This is a genomic window from Streptomyces sp. Rer75 (genome assembly GCF_013414305.1).
GTDB lineage: Bacteria > Actinomycetota > Actinomycetes > Streptomycetales > Streptomycetaceae > Streptomyces > Streptomyces himastatinicus.
This window is the reverse complement of the sequence record NZ_CP058693.1, coordinates 3,270,073-3,290,001: the sequence shown is the minus strand read 5'-3', so window position 1 is coordinate 3,290,001 and position 19,929 is coordinate 3,270,073. Positions and strand designations below refer to the sequence as shown.

The window sequence follows — 19,929 nt, the reverse complement described above, 5'->3', positions numbered from 1 at the left end:
CGACCCGAGACCGCGCTCGTCCCCAAACCACCTGTCAACCGCACAGGTGGGAGACCTGCGAGCTCCTGACTCGGAAGGTGCGCGACAGCCCAGGTCACGAGGGCGGTCTCCGACACCAACCGCGAGACCCTATAGCCGAGGTTGGTCTCCAGCAACGGTTCGAACAGCACGCTGTCATGAGTGTTCGCCGGCGAAAGCAGCGTGTGCAGCACGAGGCCGGTTGCGTCGGCGAGCAGGTGATACTTCGTGCCGGCCTTGCCTCGATCGGTGAGGTTGCGCCCGATCAGCTCGCCCCCCTTTTCGCGCGCACCGAGACGCTGTCGATGCAGCCGCGGGACCAGTCGATCAGCTCGGCCTCGGAGAGCTCGTTGAGTACGAGGCGGGGCAGGCGGTCCCAACCCCGGCGGCATGCCAGGCCCGCAGCCGTCGCCAGGCTGTGTGCCCAGAGCCGTAGCCGAGTTGAGGTGGCAGGTCGCGCCAGCGACAAGGGGTGTGCAGCACGAACACTGCCTTCTCACGCGGCCCGCTCATCGACTCGCGGACGCCCGCCTGGCCCTTTTGGCCCCGGTCGCGGTGGCAGCAGCGGCTCGATCAGATCCCAGAGCCGGTCCTCGACCACCCGCTGGGCCGCAGTCCTCGCCACGCTGGGGAAGCAGTGCTCACGGCGCTGCGAGTAGTCGTACCTGGCCCACGCACTGGCCGGGCCGACCGCGGGTGAGTCCGCTCGCCTCTCCCGGTCTTGTCCGTGCGCGCCCCCGAAGGCGTGAGGCACATGCCTCACCGCGCCGGACCGAGCGGGATCGAGGAGGACTCAGCAGGATCGAATGGGATGGAGATGTCCGGTTCTCCGGCAAAACCGCAGGTGAGATGGGTCACCGGTTGAGGTTCGAGTCCCACCCGCCCCACCACGCGCTACGCGGGCAGAATCCTTCTGGCCTGCGCATACGTCGGGGTGACGGCCGCGCACCTGCGCCACCTCGCAGAACACCAGGGCCCCTCCGCCACGACAGGACAGCGGCTGTCACGGCGGATCTGGCGATCGCTGACGCCACAGCGCCCCCGCCCGGGGGTGTGGCCGGGCGACCGTCTGGAGTAGTCATTCTGGGGCCCTGGCACCTCGTGCTCCCGGCCCCTCGGCGGCGACGATCGGCAGGGGCGGACCGACCACCGCCACAGCACATCAAGAGGGGGAATGCCCATGAGCGTGACAGGAATGGACGCGGATCTGGGGCGAAGACGTCCGCGGCCTGCCGCCGGTGGTCTGCTGGACGCGCGCGAAGCGCTGACCCGTGAGCTGGCCGACGTGCTGTTCACCTCGTTCGTCCGACGGGACCAGAGGGAGAAGGGCGAGCAGTACTTGCGTGGCCTGCTCAGGGCCCGTGGCCGCAAGTCCATCCGCAACGTCGCCGCCCATGTCGGTGGACCGGCCGCCGAACAGAGCCTGCACCACTTCATCTCCAGCTCTACCTGGGACTGGATGCCGGTGCGTGAGGCACTCGCCGCCCACCTGGAACAGGCCATCGCCCCACAGGCATGGGTGGTGCGGTCCATGCCGATCCTCAAGGCCGGCCACCAGTCCGTCGGAGTGGACCGCGTGTTCGACCCCTGCCTCGGGCACGCGTTCCGTGGCCAGCACGCCTTCGGGGTGTGGTACGCCAACGAGATGTTCAGCGTGCCTGTGCACTGGCGGCTGCATCTTCCGGAGACCTGGGTGCAGGACGACAACCGGCGGCGTCGAGCCGATATCCCGGAGGCCGTCGGCGAGGAGTCGGCGGAGGAGTGCGCCTCCGCTGCCGTCCTGATGGCGCTGACGTCCTGGCAGGTTCCGGTGCGGCCGGTGGTGCTCAACACGCACGTCACCCGGATCGCCGCCACCGTCGGACGTTTCACCCAGGCCGGAGTGCCCGTCATCGTCCGGGCCAGTGGCGCTTCCCCGGTCACGGTGCGCGACCCTGCCCTGCCCGGCTATGGCGCCGGACCGCTAGGCGCTCAGCAGATCCTCGCGGCGGTGCGCGGGCTCGGCCGCCGGGTCGAGTGGACCGACCCCGCGAGTCCCTCCCGCACCCGCTGCGACTCGGTCGCCGTCGCAGTCCGGGTGGGAGGCGCGGCCAGATCCGGACGGCCGGGCCGGGACGGCACCAGGGAGGGAGAGCTCATGCTGCTGGGAGAGTGGGAGAGCGGCAGCCATGTGCCCACGGCGATGTGGATCACCAACATGGCCTCTGTGCCGGTCGGCACGCTGCTGCGGATGACCAAGCTGGCCGGGCGGGCCCGCCGCGATCTGGAACAGGTCGGTGAACATGTCGGACTCAAGGACTTCGAAGGGCGCTCCTTCAGCGGCTGGCACCGCCACATCACCCTGGCCTCCGCCGCCCACGCGGTCGTGGCCCTCGCGGGCAGTGGCAGCGCGCCTCACCTGGCTGACTCGGCGTGAGCGCCTACCGCGTTCCTGCTCCTTCGCCGGTGTTGTCAGAGTGCCGGCGGATCGCGTCCCGGGCCCGCAGCAGGCGCAGCGCCAGCTGGAGCTCCAGGGCGTTCGCGGGCTTCTGCCAGTCCGGGCCCAGCAGTTCGGTAATGCGTTCCAGACGACGTGAGACGGTATTGGGGTGCACATGCAGGTGTCCGGCGGCTCGCATCGGGCTGCTGCCCGAGGTGAAGTACGCCTCCAACGTGGCCACGAGATGGGTGGAACGCTTGCGGTCGTAGTCGACCACCGCGCCCACCGTGGATGCGATGAATGCCTCGACATCATGGTCGTCGGACAGCAGCAGGCCGAGAAAGCCCAGATCGCGCGCCGCGGCCGTACCGCCCGTGCCACCCAGTGACACGAGCGCGTCCAGGCAGCGGCGGGCCTCCTGGTACACCTCGGCGACCGGGGCGAGCCCGGCGGCCGGGCCTGCTGCGCCGACGGTGACCGGATGCCCGAGGAAGCGGGAGAGCTCGTCGCCGACGGTCCGCGCTGCCGACGAGGCGTCGTTCCCGGGCAGCAGCAGGACCAGGCAGTCGCCGCGGACGGTCTTCAGCCCGTAGTGCCGGTAGGAATACGACGAGGCCCATACGGCGGCCTCGCCCTGTTTGGCCCCTTCCGGCCGTACGGCGAGCACGACGTGTCGCCCGTCGGGGTCGAGACCGAGCCGGCGCACCCGCTCGGTCATGCCGCGTGGCGGATGCGAGGTGGTGAGGAGGGCGTCCAGGCACTCGTCGCGAGCCGGGCCAGCGGCCGCACCGGCGCTGTGCCCGAACAACTGCACCAGCGCGGCCGTCTGGCCCGCGGCATACAGCAGCCGCCCGTCCTCGCTGGTGAGCGGGGACTCGCGCTGTAGCAGCAGGACGCCCGGGGCCGCGACGCCCGTGGTGACGTGGGTGGCCCACACCGTGTCCGTCACGGCGACCGGGGCGCCGGTGGCATGGGAGTCGGCGATGGCCTTGACCGTGCGGTCCGGGTCCAGCACGGGCAGATCGCCGGTGGCCGCCAGGGTGCGCCCGTCGGCACTCCGCAGCACCAGGACGCCGTCCAGTTCGGCGCCGGCAAGCTCGACGACATCGCGCAGGGCACCGCCTCCCAGCACCAGCCCGGTCAGCCGGGCCTGGAGTTCCGCCAGCCGCTCCATTCGGCCCAGGCGCTCGGCGAGACGGGCTCCGGCCGCTTCCGCGTCGGCCGCTCGGGCCTGGATGCGGCCCATCCGCCGGATCTCCTCGATGGCGAATGCCGAGAGCACGGCGAGCGAACGCAGCAGGCTGACGTCGTCGGGGGTGAAGTGCCGGACTTCCCGGTGAGCCCCGTACAGTGCCCCGAGCACCGTGCTGCCCTGGCTCATCGGTACGGCGAGGACTGCGTGCAGCCCTTCCGCACTGACCACCTCGTCGATCTTCCGCGAGTGCGGGAAGCGGTCGTCGGCGAGGTAGTCGGAGGTCCAGAACGGTGCTTGCTTCGTCTGCGCCCACTCGCCGAGGCCGAAGCCACTGTCAATCTCCAGACCGACACTGTTCGCGGTGGTCTCGCCGTCCGAGTTGCGCACGTACGAACCGCGGTCGGGCAGCCGCAGACTGACGTACGCCATGTCGAAGTTGAGCAGTCGGCGGGCGTGGCAGGTGATGGTGTCCAGCAGCTCGTCCAGGCCGTCGCGCAAGGCCATGTCCCGCGTGGCGTCGATGAGGGCCGCGAGCCCGGCCTCGCGCCGGCGCCGCTGTTCGGCCGACGCGTTGACGCCCCGGGCCAGCCGGACCGCCTGCTCCAGCTCGGCCAGTTGCTCGGGCGACATGCCCCGCCGCCGTGCGATGCGCTGGAGTTCCTCCAGCCGTGCGGGCGGCGCCTCCTGGGCGAGGAGCTCCAGGACGGTCAGTGCCGGGGAATCCGTCGGCGCGTCCTCAGTTGTCAACTGTGCCCCCCACACAAGAGACCGGAACAAGCCTCACGAGCCTAGGGAGGCGCATTTGCACTGGGCAAGCGGAATCCGGTCGCCCGGGTGGCCGAAGTGCGGTCCACAGTGTGGTCCGGTCCCCTGTGAGACGGCTGTGTGGTGTTCCCGGAGCACCTACCGAGAGGTAGGCCGTTCGGAAACGATGGCCGCGGGGGGAGCTGGGTGCAGGCATCCCCGTGTCCGCAAGGGGTGGGAATGCTGGAGTTGAAGAGTTACCTGAGGTCGTTGGAGCGTAGTAGACACGCTCTGACTCGTGAGGACAGGCCGAAGACCTTTGCGTTGGCCGGCCGGGAATGGGATCTGCTCGACGGCGTGTTCGCGCCGCCGTTCTCGGCGACTACCGAAGTGGCGCTGAAGATCCTCGGCCTCGTCGGGGACGGCGAGGAAAGGTTCCGGCGTCAAGGGTCCTTCCTGGAGGTGGGGTCCGGCACCGGCGTGATCGCGGTGTCCGCCGCACTGGCCGGCTGCCGGCGGGTTGTCGCCACCGACATCAGCTCGTCCGCCGTGGAGAACACGCGGATGAATGCCGAACGGCACATGGTCGCCGATCGCGTACGGGCCCTGGAGAGCGACGTGTTCTCCGCACTGGACCCCGGCGAGCGCTTCGACACGGTCTACTGGCACTCCAACTTCGTGCTGGCGCCGCCCGAGTACCGGTACATGACGGAGCACGAGGCGGCGTACGTCGATCCCGGATACCGGGCGCACCGTCGCTATCTGGCCGAGGCACCCCTGCTGCTGGCCGAGGGCGGGCGAGCGCTGCTTCAGTTCAGCGACCGCGGCGACCTCGACCGGCTCTACGAACTGGCCGCCGACTGCGGCCGAGAGCTGACCGTGCTGTGCCGGTACAGCTTCCTCGAGCGTACCGAGATCCTCGAGCACATCCTCCTCGAGATCACGGTCGCGGCCTGACTGGCGGCGATCCTGTCGGTGCTACAACCGCCCGCACACCAGGAGAGAGCATGACCACGAGCGGTGAACTCATCCTCCGGTTGCTGACCGCCGAGTCCGCCGGAGCCGCGCCCGGCGGCGGCATCACCGGTCTGTGCCGTGACGCCGAACACTGCGGTACGACAGCACCGAGCACCGGGTCCTGCTCGGTCCGGGTCCGTTCGCCGAGTTGTTCCCGGCGCTGCGTGAGGACCTCCTGCACATCGCGCTCGACCAGGTGTTTCCTGACTGATATCCCAGGTCACAGCTGGATTTGACGTACTTCTGCTCATGTGACGGAGTATTGGATTCCTGTTTGGCCGTGCTTTGTTGTGTAACGCACGATCATGACTTGCCGCATCGTGCGGAGTGACATCAGCCAAGGGGGAGCACGTTCGTGCATGTCGCCATCGACCCGACGGACCGAAAACCCGCCGTACCCGCTGTCGCAGCACCCGTCCGATCCGTGCCCGTTGTGACACTCCTCCCGTCCGACTCGCCGCGCGCCCGACGACTTGACGAGAGCCATGTCCGCAAACTCGCCGAGTCGGGGCAGGATTTCGAACCGATCGTGGTGCACCGACCCACCATGCGCGTCATCGACGGCACACACCGGCTGGCGGCCACCCGGTTGCGCGGACACCGCGAGATCGCGGTCCGATTCTTCGACGGCGACGAGGCTGACGCCTACGTCCTGTCCGTGCAGCTGAATGTCAGTCACGGCTTGCCGCTGACCCGTGCCGAGCGCCGGCAGGCGGCCATCCGCATCCTCGGCTTCCATCCGCACTGGTCCGACCGTGCCATCGCCGAACGTACCGGGCTGAGCGGCAAGACGGTCGGCAAGCTGCGTGGCAGTGCGAGTGCGGAAATTCCGCACTCGCACACCCGGGTCGGTCGTGACGGCACCGTGCGCCCGCTCAACAACGCCGAGGGCCGTCGGATCGCCGCCGCGCTGCTGACCGCCGCCCCCGAGACCTCCCTGCGCGAGCTGGCCCGTAGATCCGGCCTGTCCACGGCAACTGCCCGGGACGTACGGGACCGGCTCCGCCGTGGCCAGGACCCTGTCCCCGAACGGCAGCGTCAGGTCGTCCGGCCCGCCTCCCGTCGGCCTGACACCCCGCCGCGCGTACCGGGCCGCCCCGCCCTGCGGAAGTTGGCCCAGGACCCCTCGCTGACGGCTACCGAACCCGGTCGGCTGCTTCTGCGGGCCCTGTTCACAACCGAGCTGACGCCCGACCAGTGGCAGCGGATCGTCGCGGCCCTCCCCGAACACCGGGTCCCCCTCGTACGCACCCTGGCCGCACGCCGCGCCGCCGAGTGGAATGCTCTGGCCGACGCGCTCGCCCGGCCCGCGAAGAACGCGGCAGCCTGACCGCACCCCGCGGAAATAGCACGACTAAAAACCCGCCCCCTTTCCGGACGGGTTTTTAGTCGTGCCCGAATTTGTTCGTCATTCTTGATGCGCTTTGCGATGCGAACTCTTGTTCCCGTGTCGCTGATTCCTTGCTAGGTTATTCACTAGTTGCGATTCACGTCGAAGGGGAACCTGGTCATGCCTGAATTCGTAGACTTCTCGCAATTCTCCGAAGTGGTCGAGGTGCGCCGCCGCAACCGGGCGATCGTCGAACGGTACATGAGTACCAAGGGTGAGGACCGGCTCAAGCGGCACCTGATGTTCGCCGAGGACGGCAGCGGTGGTCTGTGGACGAACGACACAGGTCAGCCGATCATGACGCAGGGCCGTGACCGGCTCGGCGAGCACGCTGTCTGGTCCCTTAAGTGCTTCCCGGACTGGGAGTGGAAGAACGTCCAGATCTTCGAGACGCAGGACCCCGACTTCTTCTGGGTGGAGTGTGACGGCGAGGGGAAAATCATTTTCCCCGGCTATCCCGAGGGGTACTACAAGAACCACTTCCTCCATTCCTTCGAGTTCGAGAACGGAAAGATCAAGCGGCAGCGTGAGTTCATGAACCCGAATGAGCAGCTGCGTGCCCTCGGAATTCCCGTGCCCGCGGTGCGGCGTGAGGGAATACCCACCTGACCCCGACCCTCGTGAGCGGAGAACACATCATGGAGGAAGTCCTGCGCGGAATGGATACCCGCGCAGTTCTGCAACAGCCCGAATGGGGCGACGCGTCGCAGGTGCGGCGTGTGCGCGAGACCCTGGAGGCCCGACCCCCGCTCGTCCGCGCCGACGACATCTGTGCGCTGCGCTCCCTGCTGGCCCGGGTCGCCACGGGCAACGCCCTGGTCGTCCAGGCCGGTGACTGCGCGGAGGACGTGAACGAACACACCCCCGGTTACGTGGCCCGCAAGACGGCCGTCCTCGACCTGCTGGCCGGGGCCCTGCGCCTGGCCACCCACAAGCCGGTCGTCCGCATCGGGCGCATCGCGGGACAGTTCGCCAAACCGCGCTCCGAGCCGACCGAGGTGTGCGGTGGGGTCGAAATGCCCTCCTATCGAGGGGACATGGTCAACGGACCGGAGCCCGACCCGGAGAGCCGCCGACCCGACCCCCTGCGTATCCTGGCCGGCTTCATGGCCGCCCGCGACATCATCGAGCACCTCGGCTGGAAGGGACCCGCTGAGGGCACCGGCATCGAGGCCCCGGTGTGGACCAGCCATGAGGCGCTGCTCCTCGACTACGAAGTGCCCCTGCTGCGCCGCGACGAGGCCGGCCGGCTCTTCCTGAGCTCCACCCACCTGCCCTGGATCGGCGAGCGCACCCGGCAGATCGAGGGCGCCCACGTAGCCCTGCTGTCCCAGGTGGTCAACCCGGTGGCCTGCAAGGTCGGCCCCACCGTGACCTCCGACGAACTGCTCGCCCTGTGCGAACGCCTCGACCCCGCCCGCGAACCGGGGCGCCTCACACTCGTCGCCCGGATGGGCGCCGACGCCGTCGCCCACCGGCTGCCGCCGCTCGTCGAGGCCGTACGCGCCGCCGGCCACGTCGTCGGCTGGCTCACCGACCCGATGCACGGCAACACCGTCAAAGCTCCGTGCGGCACCAAGACCCGCATGGTCGACACCGTGGTGCGCGAGGTGCGCGCATTCCAACTGGCCGTCACCTCGGCAGGGGGTACGGCCGCGGGCGTTCACCTGGAGACCACCCCCGACGACGTCACCGAGTGCGCCTGGGACGAGGCGGGCCTGGCGCATGTCGGCGACAAATACACCAGCCGCTGCGACCCGCGCCTCAACCCGGCGCAGGCACTACGCGTCGTCTCGGCCTGGACCGGCTGACCACCTCCCATCGAACGCCCCATGACAGATCCAGCGACCCCCACGAACTGGAGACCAGGGCCATGACCGGCATTCCGTCCATCGACTCCTATCCGTTTCCGACCGCGGACGACCTGCCCCGCAACACCGCGCAGTGGACCCTCAGCCCCGACCGGGCGGTCCTGCTCGTCCACGACATGCAGCGCTACTTCCTCAAGCCCTTCCCGGACGCCGTACGAGGAGAACTCGTCCGCAACGCCGCCGCGGTGCGCCGCTGGGCTGCCGCGCACCGCGTGCCGGTTGCCTACACCGCGCAACCCGGCGGCATGAACGAGAAGGACCGCGGCCTGCTCAGGGACTTCTGGGGCCCGGGCATGCGCCCCCACCCGGACGACCGCGAAGTCGTCGAGGAGCTCGCGCCCGCCGCCGGGGACTGGCAGCTCATCAAGTGGCGCTACAGCGCCTTCTTCCGCTCCGACCTGCTCGAGCGTATGCAGGCCGCGGGCCGCGACCAGCTGATCCTTTGCGGGGTGTACGCGCACGTGGGTGTCCTGATGTCCGCCGTCGACGCGTACACGAACGACATCCAGACCTTCCTCGTCGCCGACGCCGTCGCCGACTTCTCCGCCGAGTACCACCGGCTGGCCCTGAGGTACGCGGCCGAACGCTGTGCCATGGTCGTCACCGCCAAGGAGGTCGTCGGATGACCCTCGCCTCCGCCGCGGACGACCTGCTCTCCCGGATCGTCCAGGGCGATGACCGGGGACCGTACGCCCTTCTCCACCGCCCCGAGACCGCCGGCCCCGGCCTGCTGGAGGTGCTGGTCGGCGAGGTGTCCGAGGCCGACTCGCTCGCCGCCCTCGCGCTGCCCGACGCGACCGACGGCACCGGAGCGCGGCACGACGTGCTGGCGATGGTGCCCTACCGCCAAGTCGCCGAACGCGGCTTCGCCGCCCCGGACGACGGTTCCCCGCTGATCGCGCTCACCGTCACCGGCCAGCAGACCGTGCGCCTCGCCGATGCCCTGACCCGCATCCCCGACCTACCGACTCCGCTGGCCGGGGGGCACTTCGACGTGGACGACGAGGCCTACGCCGATACCGTGCGCCGCATAGTCAAGGAGTCCATCGGCGAGGGCGAGGGCGCCAACTTCGTCATCAAGCGTTCCTTCGTCGCGGACATCGGCCAGTACGGCCCGCACAGCGCGCTCGCCTTCTTCCGACGGCTGCTGGAGCGGGAGAGCGGGGCGTACTGGACGTTCCTCGTACACACCGGTGGCCGTACGTTCGTCGGGGCCTCGCCCGAGCGGCACATCAGCGTGCATGACGGCGTCGCCGTGATGAACCCCGTGAGCGGTACCTACCGCTACCCGCCCACCGGCCCCCGCCTGCCCGAGGTCATGGAGTTTCTCGCCGACCGCAAGGAGACCGACGAGCTGTACATGGTCGTCGACGAGGAACTGAAGATGATGGCCCGCATCTGCCCCGAGGGCGGCCACGTCACCGGCCCGTACCTCAAGGAGATGGCGCGTCTGGCGCACACCGAGTACCTCATCGAGGGGCGAACCGACCGCGACGTGCGCGACGTTCTGCGCGAGACGCTGTTCGCGCCGACCGTCACCGGCAGCCCCCTTGAGAGCGCCTGTAGGGTCATCGCCCGTCACGAGCCCGCCGGCCGTGGCTACTACAGTGGCGTGGCCGCCCTCATCGGCCGCGACGCCCGCGGCGGACGTACCCTCGACTCGGCCATCCTCATCCGCACCGCCGACATCGATGCCACCGGTCGGGTTCGGATCGGCGTCGGCGCCACGCTCGTACGCCACTCGGACCCGGATGCCGAGGCGGCCGAGACCCGGGCCAAGGCCGCCGGGCTCATCGCGGCATTGGAGCCCACCTCCGACACCCGCCTGGCCTCCCACCCGAGCGTCCGGGCCGCGCTGGCCGGCCGCAACGACGGCATCGCCGACTTCTGGCTGCGTGCGAGTGGCGACCGTGCCCGGCCCCTGCCCGGCCTGGCCGGACGCCAGGTCCTGGTGGTCGACGCCGAGGACACCTTCACCTCGATGATCGCCCATCAACTCCGCTCCACCGGGCTCGAGGTGAGCGTGCGCCGCTTCGACGAGGAGTACTCCTTCGACGGGCACGATCTCATCGTCATGGGACCCGGCCCGGGCGACCCGGCCGAGACGGATCACCCCAAGATCGCCCACCTGCGCGGCGCGGTGGACACCCTCCTCGCCGAGCGGCGGCCCTTCCTCGCCGTGTGCCTCAGCCATCAGGTGCTCAGCCACAGGCTCGGCTTCCCGCTGCGCCGCCGGGACGTGCCCAATCAGGGCACACAGAAGGAGATCGATCTCTTCGGCGCCCGTGAACGGGTCGGCTTCTACAACACCTTCGCGGCCGTCGCCCACGACGACAAGGCCGAGGTCGACGGTGTCGGAGCTGTCGAGGTCAGCCGGGACACGGACACCGGCGAGGTGCACGCGCTGCGCGGCCCGCACTTCGCGTCGATGCAGTTCCACGCCGAGTCGGTGCTCACCCAGGACGGCCCCCGCATCGTCGCCACCGCGATCCGGGACGTCCTGTGCCCGTGACCGTGCCCACCCACCAGTACAAGGAGCGCGCCATGCACCGGTACGTCGTCGTGGACGCCTTCGCGACCGAACCCCTCCGGGGCAACCCCGTGGCCGTCTTCTTCGAGGCGGATGACCTGCCCGCCGAGCGCATGCAGGCGATCGCCCGTGAGACGAACCTGTCGGAGACTACCTTCGTCCTCACCCCGCAGGACGGCGGCGACGCCCGTATCCGCATCTTCACCCCGGTCAACGAACTCCCCTTCGCCGGGCACCCGCTGCTCGGCACCGCCATCGCCCTGGGCACCGAGAGCGGGAAGTCCACCCTGCGGCTGGAGACCTGGATGGGCACCATCCCCTTCGAGGTCGACCACGCCGACGGTCGCGCGGTCGCCACCCGGATGCGTCAGCCCGTGCCCACCTGGGAGCCCTTCGAGTACGCCGATGAACTCCTCGACGCGCTCGGCCTGAAGACGTCCACTCTGCCCGTGGAGATCTACCGCAATGGCCCCCGGCACGTCTTCGTCGGTCTGGAGAGCGTGGAGGAGTTGTCCGCGCTCGACCCGGACCACCGCGCCCTCGCCCGGTTCCCCGACATGGCCACCAACTGCTTCGCCGGCTCCGGAACCCAGTGGCGCAGCCGCATGTTCTCGCCCGCGTACGGCGTCGTCGAGGACGCGGCGACCGGATCCGCCGCCGGCCCCCTCGCCGTCCATCTGGCCCGCCACGGCCTCGTGGAATACGGGCGGCGCATCGAGATCCTCCAGGGTGTGGACATCGGCCGCCCCTCCCTGATGCTCGCCCGCGCCAAGGGCACCGGCGAGCAGGTCGCCGAGGTCGAGGTCGGCGGCAACGGTGCCGTGTTCGCCCACGGCACCTCGCAGGTGTGACGAGCCCAAGCCCGTTCCATCCTGCACCCTCCCTCACTCGCATCCTTACCCACACACGGAGGCAACCCACCCATGACCACGACCAGGTCGGAGACCCTCACCGGCACCGTCGACCTCCCCTTCCCCGAGTTCCACGCGCCGCCTGCCGACCCAGTACCGCTGGTACGCGCCTGGTTCGATGAGGCCGTGCGCCTCGGCGTGCGTGAGCCGCGGGCGCTGGCGCTCGCCACCGCCGGCGCCGACGGCCGCCCCTCGACCCGCATGGTCGCGCTGAACCGGATCGAGGACGACGGGTTCGTTTTCGCCACCCACATCGGCAGCCGCAAAGGCCGCGAGATGACCGCCAACCCCTGGGCATCCGGGGTGCTGTACTGGCGCGAGACCAGTCAGCAGCTCGTCGTCACCGGCGCGGTGGAGCGTCTCTCCGCCGCCGTCGCCGACGAACTCTGGTTCTCCCGCCCACCGTTCACCCACCCGATGTCGGTGGCGGCCCGGCAGAGCGAGGAACTTCACGACCTCGACGCGCTGCGCGCCGAGGTCGCACGGCTCGCCCAGCACGGAGACCCGCTGCCCCGGCCCGAGGGCTACGTGGGCTTTCTGCTGCGCTTCGACTCCCTGGAGTTCTGGGCCAACGGCGCGGACCGGCTGCACGAACGCCTGGTCTACGAGCGCTCCGGCGCCGGCTGGCGCGCCCGTCGGCTCCAGCCGTGAGCCGACCTGACATAGTTCCCCGTCGCTTGTGGCGGCCCCCGTGCGGGGCGCGCAGACTCACCCGTGCGACTTCCGGAAAACCGAATCCTCGCGGAAATGGAGAAGCCTCCGCGTTCGGGTCCGTGTGGCTGTCCAGGTGGGCCGGGGAATATCGCCGAAGACCAAGGAGATGCAGTGGCTGACGACCCCGAAAAGGTGGCGGCCGCCTATTTCAAGGCGTGGCGTTCGAAAGACTTCACCACCCTCCGTTTTCTGCTGGCCGACAAGGACTTCATGTACACCGGTCCGCTGGCCCGCCTCGATGACGCCGATGCCTGCCGGGATTCCCTGGCCCGCATGGCCCCCGTTACCACCGACGTCGTGATCCGCCGGACCTTCGTCGCCGGTGCCGACGTGACGACCTGGTTCGACCTGCACACCACGCTCGCCGCGCCCACCCCGGTGGCCAGCTGGATGCACGTCGAGAACGGCCGGATCAAGGACATACGAGCGGTCTACGACCCCCGGGCGCTGCTGGAGAAAGGAAACTTTTCATGACTGCCGCGCGTGAACGCGCCAAGACCCCTGAGGACCTGGCCCGGATCTGGGTCGAACTGGCGAATTCCGGGGATGCCGAAGGGCTCGCAGAATTGTATGAGCCCGACGCCGTCATGGCTTTTCCGATCGGCAACACCATCGTGGGCCGAAAAGCGATACGCGAGGCATTCGAGCAGATGCTGGCGATGCAGTCGCACTACGAGTTGGAGGAGTCGCTGCCGACCTTGCACCACGGCGACCTCGCCCTCACGTCGACGATCCCCGCCGACCACAGCGCCGGCCGCTACCAGGTGGCGCGACGCCAGCCCGACGGCACCTGGCTGCGCATCCTCCACTCCTCCGGCTACTTCGCCCGACCGGAAGGGCCCACCGCCGCATGAGCGAGACCACCCTGACCGCCGAGGCATACGCCACCGGTCTGCTCAACAAGGACCTGCCCACCGAGGTGAGCCGGCTGCGGCTGCTGGAGCAGACCTACGACCCCGGCACCTTCGCCCTCCTGGAGAAGCTGGACATCGACCCGAGCTGGCAATGCCTGGAGCTGGGAGCCGGCGCCGGTTCCGTCGCGTACTGGCTCGCCGACCGGGTGCCGTACGGCGGTGTGGTCGCCGCCGACCTCGACCCCCGGTTCATTGACGCCGACCACTCGCCGCAACTGTCCGTGCGGCGTATGGACCTCAATGAGGAGGACTTCGCACCCGGTTCGTTCGACCTGGTGCATGCCCGTGCGGTGTTCATGCACCTGCCGCGGCGTGAGGAAGTCCTCCAGCGCGCCGTGTCCTGGCTCAGGCCCGGCGGTCGGCTCGTTCTGGAGGATGTCTACTTCCTGCCGGCCGAGGACTCCCCGTATCCGGAGTGGCGGCAGGCGCAGCGGGCCTGGCTGACCGCTCTCGCCGCACAGGGCATCGACCTGGCGTGGGCCCGTCGTACCCCCTCACGGTTCGCGGCGGCCGGTCTCGAATCCGTCGGGGTGGCGGTGACGCCCGGGGGGCTCGGAATCGACGCCGTGCAGGACGAGTTGCTGCGTATCCGGCTGCTCCAGAGCGGCCACAGTCTCGTCGACGCCGGTCTGCTCACCGAGGCGCAGATCGACCGGGCCAGGACCCTGGTGGCCCACGTCCCGGCCCCCGACGTATCGACCTTCCTCTACTCCAGTTGGGGCCGCCGCCCTACGGCCGACCGAGCCGTGGGGCCGGGCCCTCGAGACATCGCATGATGTGAAAGGAAAACCGTGACACAGGCACAGAACACGACACACGGTCGTGCCCCCGCGTCCAGCACCGTCATCGCGTGGTTGGCGTTCGCAACCATGTTCGTCATCGGAACCGACACGTTCCTGGTCGCCCCGATGCTGCCCACGCTGGCCGACGAGTTCGACGTCTCCACCAGTACCTCCGGATGGATGGTCAGCGCCTACGCCCTCGGGTTCGCGCTGTTCGCCCTGGTGGCCGGCCCGTTGTCGGACGGACGCGACCGGCGGGGCGTGCTCCTGCTCGGCTTCGCCGGGTTCGCGGTGGCCACCGCGCTGTGCGGCGTGGCGCAGGGCCTGTGGACGATGATTCTCTTCCGCTTCCTGGCCGGCATGTTCGCGGCGCTGTGCACCCCGCAGATCTGGGCCTCCATCCCGGTCCTGGTGGCTCCCGAGGCGATCATGAAAACGATGGGCATCGCCGGGGCAGGCATGTCCATCTCGCAGGTCGTCGGTGTCCCGGTCGGCGGCTGGCTGGCGGCCTCCTCCTGGCACGTGCCGTTCTTCGTGGTCGCCGCCCTGTCGGGTGTCGCCTGGCTGCTGCTGTGGAAGGTTTTCCCATCCGTCCCATCGACCCGGGCACAGGGCGCGGCCACCGGCATCGTCGGGACGTACACCGAGCTGTTCAGGTCGAAGACCTTCACGTGGTACCTGCTGGCCTACCTCGTCTACCAGACCGGTGTGTTCGAGACCATCTCGTTCATCGGCTCCTGGCTGCACAAGGACTTCGACCTGGGCGTCAGCGCCGTCGGCGCCGCGATGATGGCGCTGGGCGTCGGCATGGCCATCACGTCCATCTTCGGTAACCGCCTCATCCGGAAGATCGGCGAACACCGCACGCTCGCCGTGGTGTTCACGGGGCTGATCGTCATCTACAGCGCGGTGCCGTTCGCCCCCAACCTGGGTCTGGCGATCGCCGGTCTCGCGGCCGGGTCTGCCGTCCTCGGCCTCGGCTACCCGATCTTCATGGCGATGCTGCTGGCGCAGACGACGGCCGCCCGCGGCACGGTGTCGTCGCTGTCGACGACCGCGCTGTACGCGGGTACGACGATCGGCGGCCTGGTCGGTGGTGTGCTGCTCACCGAGTTCGACGGCTTCAGGGGCGTTGCCGGGTTCACCGTGCTGGCGCTGGCCGTCTCAGCGGTGATCTTCGGGGCGGCAGGTGCCTTCCGAGCGCCGAAGCCGGCCGGGGCCACGGAGGGTGCGCCGACCGAGGCCGAGCCCACGGCGGCGTGACCTGACCACCGTACGAAGGGGTGGGTGCCGTGCCACCGGGCGGGTCCAGGATGTGGACCCGCCCGGTGGCACGGCACCATTGCTCGTCCGTATCGCGTTGCGAATCCCGTTTGCCGTACCCATATCCGTCTCGGCACGACCAAGGGGGAGGCCATGGCCGGCCACGATGAGCTGCTCGCCGACCTGGGCAGCACACTCTTCGCATCACTGCCGCGCAGCGACCAGCGCGGAATGGCCCTGACCTACGTCCGGGGTCTGCTCACCACCCGGGGGCGCAAGTCCTTCCGCAACATGGCGGCCTCACTGGGAGTGCCCCGGCTGGAGCAGCGCCTGCACCACTTCATCAGTTGCTCCACCTGGGACTGGGCGCCCCTGGCTCGCGCGGCGGCCGGCACGGTCATGCCGATGGCGCCGCCCGAAGGATGGGTGCTGCGCACACTGGTCACCCCACGGACGGGGGAGAGCACGGTCGGCGTCCACAAGCGCTTCTGCCCGGGTTACGGCCAGGTGCTCAACGCCCAGTACGCCGTGGGCCTGTGGGCCGCCTCCACAACCATGTGCTATCCGCTCGCCTGGCGGCTGCTGCTGCCGCCCGAATGGTTCCGGGACGAGGCGCGCCGAGCCCGTGCGTCGATCCCGGGGAACTGCACGCCCGAAACACCTGTGGTATGCGGCCTGAGTGCCTATCTCGACCTGCCGGACGCTCTGCGCGGGCGGCTGCCGATCGTGATGGACATGCGCGGTGTGGACATCCCCGCGGCGGTCCACCAACTGCGCGCGGTCCGGGTGCCGTTCCTGGTCAAGGCATACCGGGGGCTGCCTATGACGGTCGTCGATCCGGCACTGCCCCATGTCGCCGGACCGCAGTGGACGTACCAGATCATGGCGGCGGCGGAGGAGGCGGCGGGGAAGGCGGTGCCGACGGGCGGACCGGTGTGGGGCCCGGGGAACCAGGACGCGGCACGCGGCCTGGTCGCGGCCGTCCGAGTGCGCTTGCCGTTCCATCGGGACGGAGCGAGCGGTTCCGACGGCCACGGCGACCCGTACGACCTGTTGCTGTTGCGCACCTGCTGGGAGGACGGGCAACGCCCCGACGAGGTGTGGCTGACCAATATGCTCGACACCGATGCCACCGCCCTGTTGTCCTTGACAGCCCTCCCACACCGCGTCGACGACGCCATCGAGTACATCACCGCCCCCCTCGGCATCCGCGACTTCACCGGTCGTTCCTACGGCGGCTGGAATCGCCATGCCACGCTCACGTCGGTGGCGCACGCGATCGCGCTGTTGATGTCGGAAGTGGATGGCAAACGCCCCGGACCATGATCTGTCCGGGGCGAATCCTGGGCGAATGTTCCGTGACCACAGGGGGAGCGAATCTCAGATCTTGGGAATGTCCTCGCCGTCCGCGCGCTGCGTGGACCACAGGGAGTGCCCGTCGATCCAGTCGCTCGCAGCGGCGCGCCTGACCTGGGGACCTGCGCCGACGCTGCTCTGGCTGCGGGCGGCGGGGTCGCGTCGGTGTGTGACGGCCGGCCACGCTGTGCAACGGCGGTCGTCGGTCAGCCCGCAGATAGGATCATCGCGACCAGGCCGACGCCATCGTGACGCTCCTGCTCACGCGTTCCCCGCCTGCTGGTCGGCGGAGAACCGCCAACCTCCGCGATGCGGGCTCCGCAACATCTCCCGCAGGTAGGCTTGCCTGATCAGGCAAAGCGGCGGGGACGAGGCATGAGCGGGGTCGAGAAGACGCGGGGCGGCGGGGCTGAGCGGGCGACCTCGCGGGATGTCGCCCGACTCGCCGGGGTGTCGCACACGGCCGTGTCCTTCGTCTTCAACGGGCGTGCCCAGGGCAACCTCTCCGCCGAGACGCAGGAGAAGATCCGCAAGGCAGCCGCACAGCTCGGCTACCGGCCGAACGCGGTCGCCCGTGGCCTGCGCCGACGTCGTACCGCCGTGATCGGTCTGGTCACGGACGAGATCGCCACATCGCCGTTCGCCGGGCGGCTGCTGCGCGGGGCCATGGACATGGCGTGGAACAGTGAGCATCTGGTGCTCACCGTCGACTCCGGGCAGGACCCGGTCACCGAGGACGCGGCCGTCGCCGAACTGCTCGACCGGAGGGTCGACGGGATCATCTACGCCGCGCTGTCGCTGCGCCGCGCCCGAGTCCCGGAAGGGCTGCACCGCACGTTCGCCGTGCTCGCCAACTGTCTCCCCGAGGACGGCTCCCTCCCGGCCGTCATCCCCGCCGAGCGGGCCGGTGGCCGCAGCGCCGCGCGCGTCCTCCTCGACGCGGGCCACCGCCGGGTCGCCCTGGTGGGTGGTCTGGACGACATCGCGACCGCGGAGCGGCTGCGCGGCTTCCGGGACGCGCTGCGGGCGGTGGGGCTGACCGCCGAGAAGGACTGGCTCCTGCGGACGGGAGGGGAGATCTCCGCCGGGTACGAGGGAGCGTTGCGGTTGCTGGACCGTGTTCCCGCCGACCGGCGGCCCACGGGGATCGTCTGTTACAACGACCGGGTCGCCGCGGGCGTCCTCCATGCCGCCGCGCGCCTGGGCCTCGACGTGCCCGCCGATCTGTCCGTCGTCGGCTACGACGACCAGGAGCACATGGCTGCCTTCCTCAGCCCGCCCCTCACCACGGTCGCCCTGCCCCATCGCGCGATGGGAGAGATGGCCGGCCGCCTGCTCCTGGACGCCATCGACAGCGGGACCGCGCCGCCGGTCACCACCCGGCGGCTGGAGTGCCCCGTCGTCATGCGGGGATCGGTGGGACCAGCGCCCAGCCCGTGACCTCGACGTCCGTCCCCGACACGGTCAGCTCCGCGATGTCGTCGTCCCGTTGGTACACCCGTTCCGTGGCCATCGCCCGGTCGCCCGCGAACAGTTCCAGAAGGGAGCCGTCCACGAGGATCCGTACGGTGAGGGTCTCGCCCGGCGGGGTCGGCAGCACCAGGGGGGCCGTGCCGTCCGGGCGGGAGCGCGGCCAGGCCGTGCGGTCCAGGGTCACCGCGCCGGACGCCGGGTCGAGCCGCACGGTCAGTTCGGCTCCGGACGCGGCTCGCAGCAGACTCACGGTCGCCGCCGACCGGGCGGTCACCAGCAGGTCGTAAGAGAGGGGGAGCGGCCGGTGCGGTCCAGGTGCGGCCGTGAACGGGAGGGCCGCTCGAAGCAGTTCGAGCTCCGCGGCCGGTACGACCCGCAGCGTGCCGTCCTCATGGGTGTCCACCACGCGTGGTGCCGTGAGAACTCCGGACCAGCCCACGTGGTCCACCTCCTCGCGCGGGCGTGACTCCCAGGACCAGCCCCAGAGCAGAGCGCGGCCGGACTCCGTGTCCTGGAGGACGGCGGGGGCGTAGAAGTCACGACCGAGGTCCAGGAGCCCGCCCGTACCGGCCACGAACCTCACCCCACCGTCCCCTTCCTCCACCAGATGCCCCGTAAGGTACGCGGTGCTCAGCGGGTCGCCGTCCCACAGCGCCACCGCCAGCACCCAGTCACCCCCGGTGGTCTCCCACATCTGCGGGCACTCCCAGCCGATCGCCCGCGTACCGAAGGCGCGGGCCGCCGCCGCGTCTCGACCGTCCAGCAGGACCCCGGCGAAGCGCCACGCGTACAGGTCCTCACAGTCGTACACCAGGACGGACGGTGTGCCGTCGGCGTGGCCGGCACCCACCAGCGCCCAGCGGCGTCCGGCGAAGCGGAAGACGAACGGGTCCCGGAACATCGTCACGTCCAGGCCGGGTGGTGGGCCGAGGACCACCGGCACCGGCAGTTGCTTCCACTCCTGAAGGCCGTCGTCCTCGGCCACGGCGAGACAGATCGCGCTCAGGCCCTGATGGTGGTGGTCGATCCCGGAGTACACCGCTGTCGGCACACCACCGTCGTCCACCACGCAGCCGGACCAGCAGCCCGCCTCGTCCGGGCCGCCGGGCGTCGGCCGCAGGGCGATCCCGTGGTCGTCCCAGTGGGCGAGGTCGGCGCTGGAGGCGTGGCCCCAGTGGACGTTCGCATGGACGGGGGCGTCGGGGTTGTGCTGATAGAAGAGGTGGTGTCGACCGCCCCAGCGGAACGGCCCGTTCGGGTCGTTCATCCAGTTGGCCGGCGGACGGACCCGGAAGCGCGGGCTGTGGGCGTCGGCCGATCGGCTCACGGAAC

At 70.0% G+C, this 19,929-nt stretch carries 18 protein-coding genes; 15 read left to right on the top strand and 3 right to left on the bottom strand.

All coding sequences use genetic code 11. The features are described from left to right. Positions 1-345: 345 nt before the first annotated feature. Entirely contained in the window at positions 346-531 is a 186-nt protein-coding gene (locus tag HYQ63_RS46010; RefSeq protein WP_373689080.1) for a transposase, read from the bottom strand. A gap of 667 nt (positions 532-1,198) precedes the next feature. On the opposite strand from HYQ63_RS46010, the gene HYQ63_RS13985 reads away from it, so the two are divergent. Further along, entirely contained in the window at positions 1,199-2,434 is a 1,236-nt protein-coding gene (locus tag HYQ63_RS13985) for a transposase (protein WP_179934124.1), read from the top strand. A gap of 4 nt (positions 2,435-2,438) precedes the next feature. Here HYQ63_RS13985 and HYQ63_RS13980 read toward each other — a convergent pair whose 3' ends face one another. Then, positions 2,439-4,379, bottom strand: a complete 1,941-nt coding sequence (locus tag HYQ63_RS13980) for a helix-turn-helix domain-containing protein (protein WP_257231834.1) — start codon at positions 4,377-4,379, stop codon at positions 2,439-2,441. Between the two features lie 321 nt (positions 4,380-4,700). Here HYQ63_RS13980 and HYQ63_RS13975 point away from each other — a divergent pair, with 321 nt between their 5' ends. From HYQ63_RS13975 to HYQ63_RS13910, 14 genes are all read left to right on the top strand, one after another. Continuing rightward, on the top strand, positions 4,701-5,333 hold the full coding sequence (locus HYQ63_RS13975) for a 50S ribosomal protein L11 methyltransferase (RefSeq protein WP_257231833.1): 633 nt from the start codon (positions 4,701-4,703) through the stop codon (positions 5,331-5,333). Between the two features lie 484 nt (positions 5,334-5,817). Continuing rightward, positions 5,818-6,723: a ParB N-terminal domain-containing protein gene (locus HYQ63_RS13970; RefSeq protein ID WP_179934122.1), complete on the top strand. Its 906-nt coding sequence runs from the start codon at positions 5,818-5,820 to the stop codon at positions 6,721-6,723. Positions 6,724-6,903: 180 nt separating this feature from the next. Next, positions 6,904-7,392: a PhzA/PhzB family protein gene (locus HYQ63_RS13965; protein WP_179934121.1), complete on the top strand. Its 489-nt coding sequence runs from the start codon at positions 6,904-6,906 to the stop codon at positions 7,390-7,392. Positions 7,393-7,421: 29 nt separating this feature from the next. Next, positions 7,422-8,594, top strand: a complete 1,173-nt coding sequence (locus HYQ63_RS13960) for a 3-deoxy-7-phosphoheptulonate synthase (protein WP_179940072.1) — start codon at positions 7,422-7,424, stop codon at positions 8,592-8,594. A 62-nt stretch (positions 8,595-8,656) separates the two neighbouring features. Next, entirely contained in the window at positions 8,657-9,280 is a 624-nt protein-coding gene (locus HYQ63_RS13955; RefSeq protein ID WP_179934120.1) for an isochorismatase family protein, read from the top strand. Continuing rightward, positions 9,277-11,166 carry an anthranilate synthase family protein gene (locus tag HYQ63_RS13950; RefSeq protein ID WP_179934119.1) on the top strand — a complete coding sequence of 630 codons (1,890 nt, stop codon included), beginning with the start codon at positions 9,277-9,279 and terminating at the stop codon, positions 11,164-11,166. The genes HYQ63_RS13955 and HYQ63_RS13950 overlap by 4 nt, the downstream gene beginning before the upstream one ends. Beyond that, positions 11,163-12,035 carry a PhzF family phenazine biosynthesis protein gene (locus HYQ63_RS13945; protein WP_306664823.1) on the top strand — a complete coding sequence of 291 codons (873 nt, stop codon included), beginning with the start codon at positions 11,163-11,165 and terminating at the stop codon, positions 12,033-12,035. The genes HYQ63_RS13950 and HYQ63_RS13945 overlap by 4 nt, the downstream gene beginning before the upstream one ends. A gap of 72 nt (positions 12,036-12,107) precedes the next feature. Then, positions 12,108-12,746 carry a phenazine biosynthesis FMN-dependent oxidase PhzG gene (phzG, locus tag HYQ63_RS13940; protein ID WP_179934118.1) on the top strand — a complete coding sequence of 213 codons (639 nt, stop codon included), beginning with the start codon at positions 12,108-12,110 and terminating at the stop codon, positions 12,744-12,746. A gap of 174 nt (positions 12,747-12,920) precedes the next feature. Beyond that, positions 12,921-13,283 (top strand): nuclear transport factor 2 family protein, encoded by a 363-nt coding sequence (locus HYQ63_RS13935; protein ID WP_179934117.1) that lies wholly within the window; start codon positions 12,921-12,923, stop codon positions 13,281-13,283. After that, complete coding sequence (locus HYQ63_RS13930) at positions 13,280-13,663, top strand: nuclear transport factor 2 family protein (protein WP_179934116.1); 384 nt, start codon at positions 13,280-13,282, stop codon at positions 13,661-13,663. The genes HYQ63_RS13935 and HYQ63_RS13930 overlap by 4 nt, the downstream gene beginning before the upstream one ends. After that, the gene (locus HYQ63_RS13925; protein ID WP_179934115.1) at positions 13,660-14,499 is read left to right on the top strand and encodes a trans-aconitate 2-methyltransferase; all 840 of its coding nucleotides are present in this window, start codon (positions 13,660-13,662) and stop codon (positions 14,497-14,499) included. The genes HYQ63_RS13930 and HYQ63_RS13925 overlap by 4 nt, the downstream gene beginning before the upstream one ends. A 15-nt stretch (positions 14,500-14,514) precedes the next feature. Beyond that, the gene (locus HYQ63_RS13920) at positions 14,515-15,768 is read left to right on the top strand and encodes an MFS transporter (RefSeq protein WP_179934114.1); all 1,254 of its coding nucleotides are present in this window, start codon (positions 14,515-14,517) and stop codon (positions 15,766-15,768) included. Between the two features lie 153 nt (positions 15,769-15,921). After that, positions 15,922-17,094, top strand: coding sequence for a transposase (locus tag HYQ63_RS13915; protein WP_179934113.1), 1,173 nt, complete (start codon positions 15,922-15,924; stop codon positions 17,092-17,094). Between the two features lie 405 nt (positions 17,095-17,499). Then, positions 17,500-18,564 carry a LacI family DNA-binding transcriptional regulator gene (locus tag HYQ63_RS13910; protein WP_179934112.1) on the top strand — a complete coding sequence of 355 codons (1,065 nt, stop codon included), beginning with the start codon at positions 17,500-17,502 and terminating at the stop codon, positions 18,562-18,564. Here the strand turns inward: HYQ63_RS13910 and HYQ63_RS13905 are convergent. Continuing rightward, complete coding sequence (locus tag HYQ63_RS13905; protein ID WP_179934111.1) at positions 18,527-19,924, bottom strand: glycoside hydrolase family 32 protein; 1,398 nt, start codon at positions 19,922-19,924, stop codon at positions 18,527-18,529. The two genes, HYQ63_RS13910 and HYQ63_RS13905, sit on opposite strands and share 38 nt — an antisense overlap. Positions 19,925-19,929 lie beyond the last annotated feature (5 nt).

Coding starts and splice junctions, on each gene's coding strand:
- HYQ63_RS13930 (WP_179934116.1), top strand. CDS start 13,280: ATGACTGCCGCGCGTGAACGCGCCAAGACCCCTGAGGACCTGGCCCGG.
- HYQ63_RS13985 (WP_179934124.1), top strand. CDS start 1,199: ATGAGCGTGACAGGAATGGACGCGGATCTGGGGCGAAGACGTCCGCGG.
- HYQ63_RS13950 (WP_179934119.1), top strand. CDS start 9,277: ATGACCCTCGCCTCCGCCGCGGACGACCTGCTCTCCCGGATCGTCCAG.
- HYQ63_RS13925 (WP_179934115.1), top strand. CDS start 13,660: ATGAGCGAGACCACCCTGACCGCCGAGGCATACGCCACCGGTCTGCTC.
- HYQ63_RS13960 (WP_179940072.1), top strand. CDS start 7,422: ATGGAGGAAGTCCTGCGCGGAATGGATACCCGCGCAGTTCTGCAACAG.
- HYQ63_RS13955 (WP_179934120.1), top strand. CDS start 8,657: ATGACCGGCATTCCGTCCATCGACTCCTATCCGTTTCCGACCGCGGAC.
- HYQ63_RS13915 (WP_179934113.1), top strand. CDS start 15,922: ATGGCCGGCCACGATGAGCTGCTCGCCGACCTGGGCAGCACACTCTTC.
- HYQ63_RS46010 (WP_373689080.1), bottom strand. CDS start 531: ATGAGCGGGCCGCGTGAGAAGGCAGTGTTCGTGCTGCACACCCCTTGT.
- HYQ63_RS13965 (WP_179934121.1), top strand. CDS start 6,904: ATGCCTGAATTCGTAGACTTCTCGCAATTCTCCGAAGTGGTCGAGGTG.
- HYQ63_RS13910 (WP_179934112.1), top strand. CDS start 17,500: ATGAGCGGGGTCGAGAAGACGCGGGGCGGCGGGGCTGAGCGGGCGACC.
- phzG (WP_179934118.1), top strand. CDS start 12,108: ATGACCACGACCAGGTCGGAGACCCTCACCGGCACCGTCGACCTCCCC.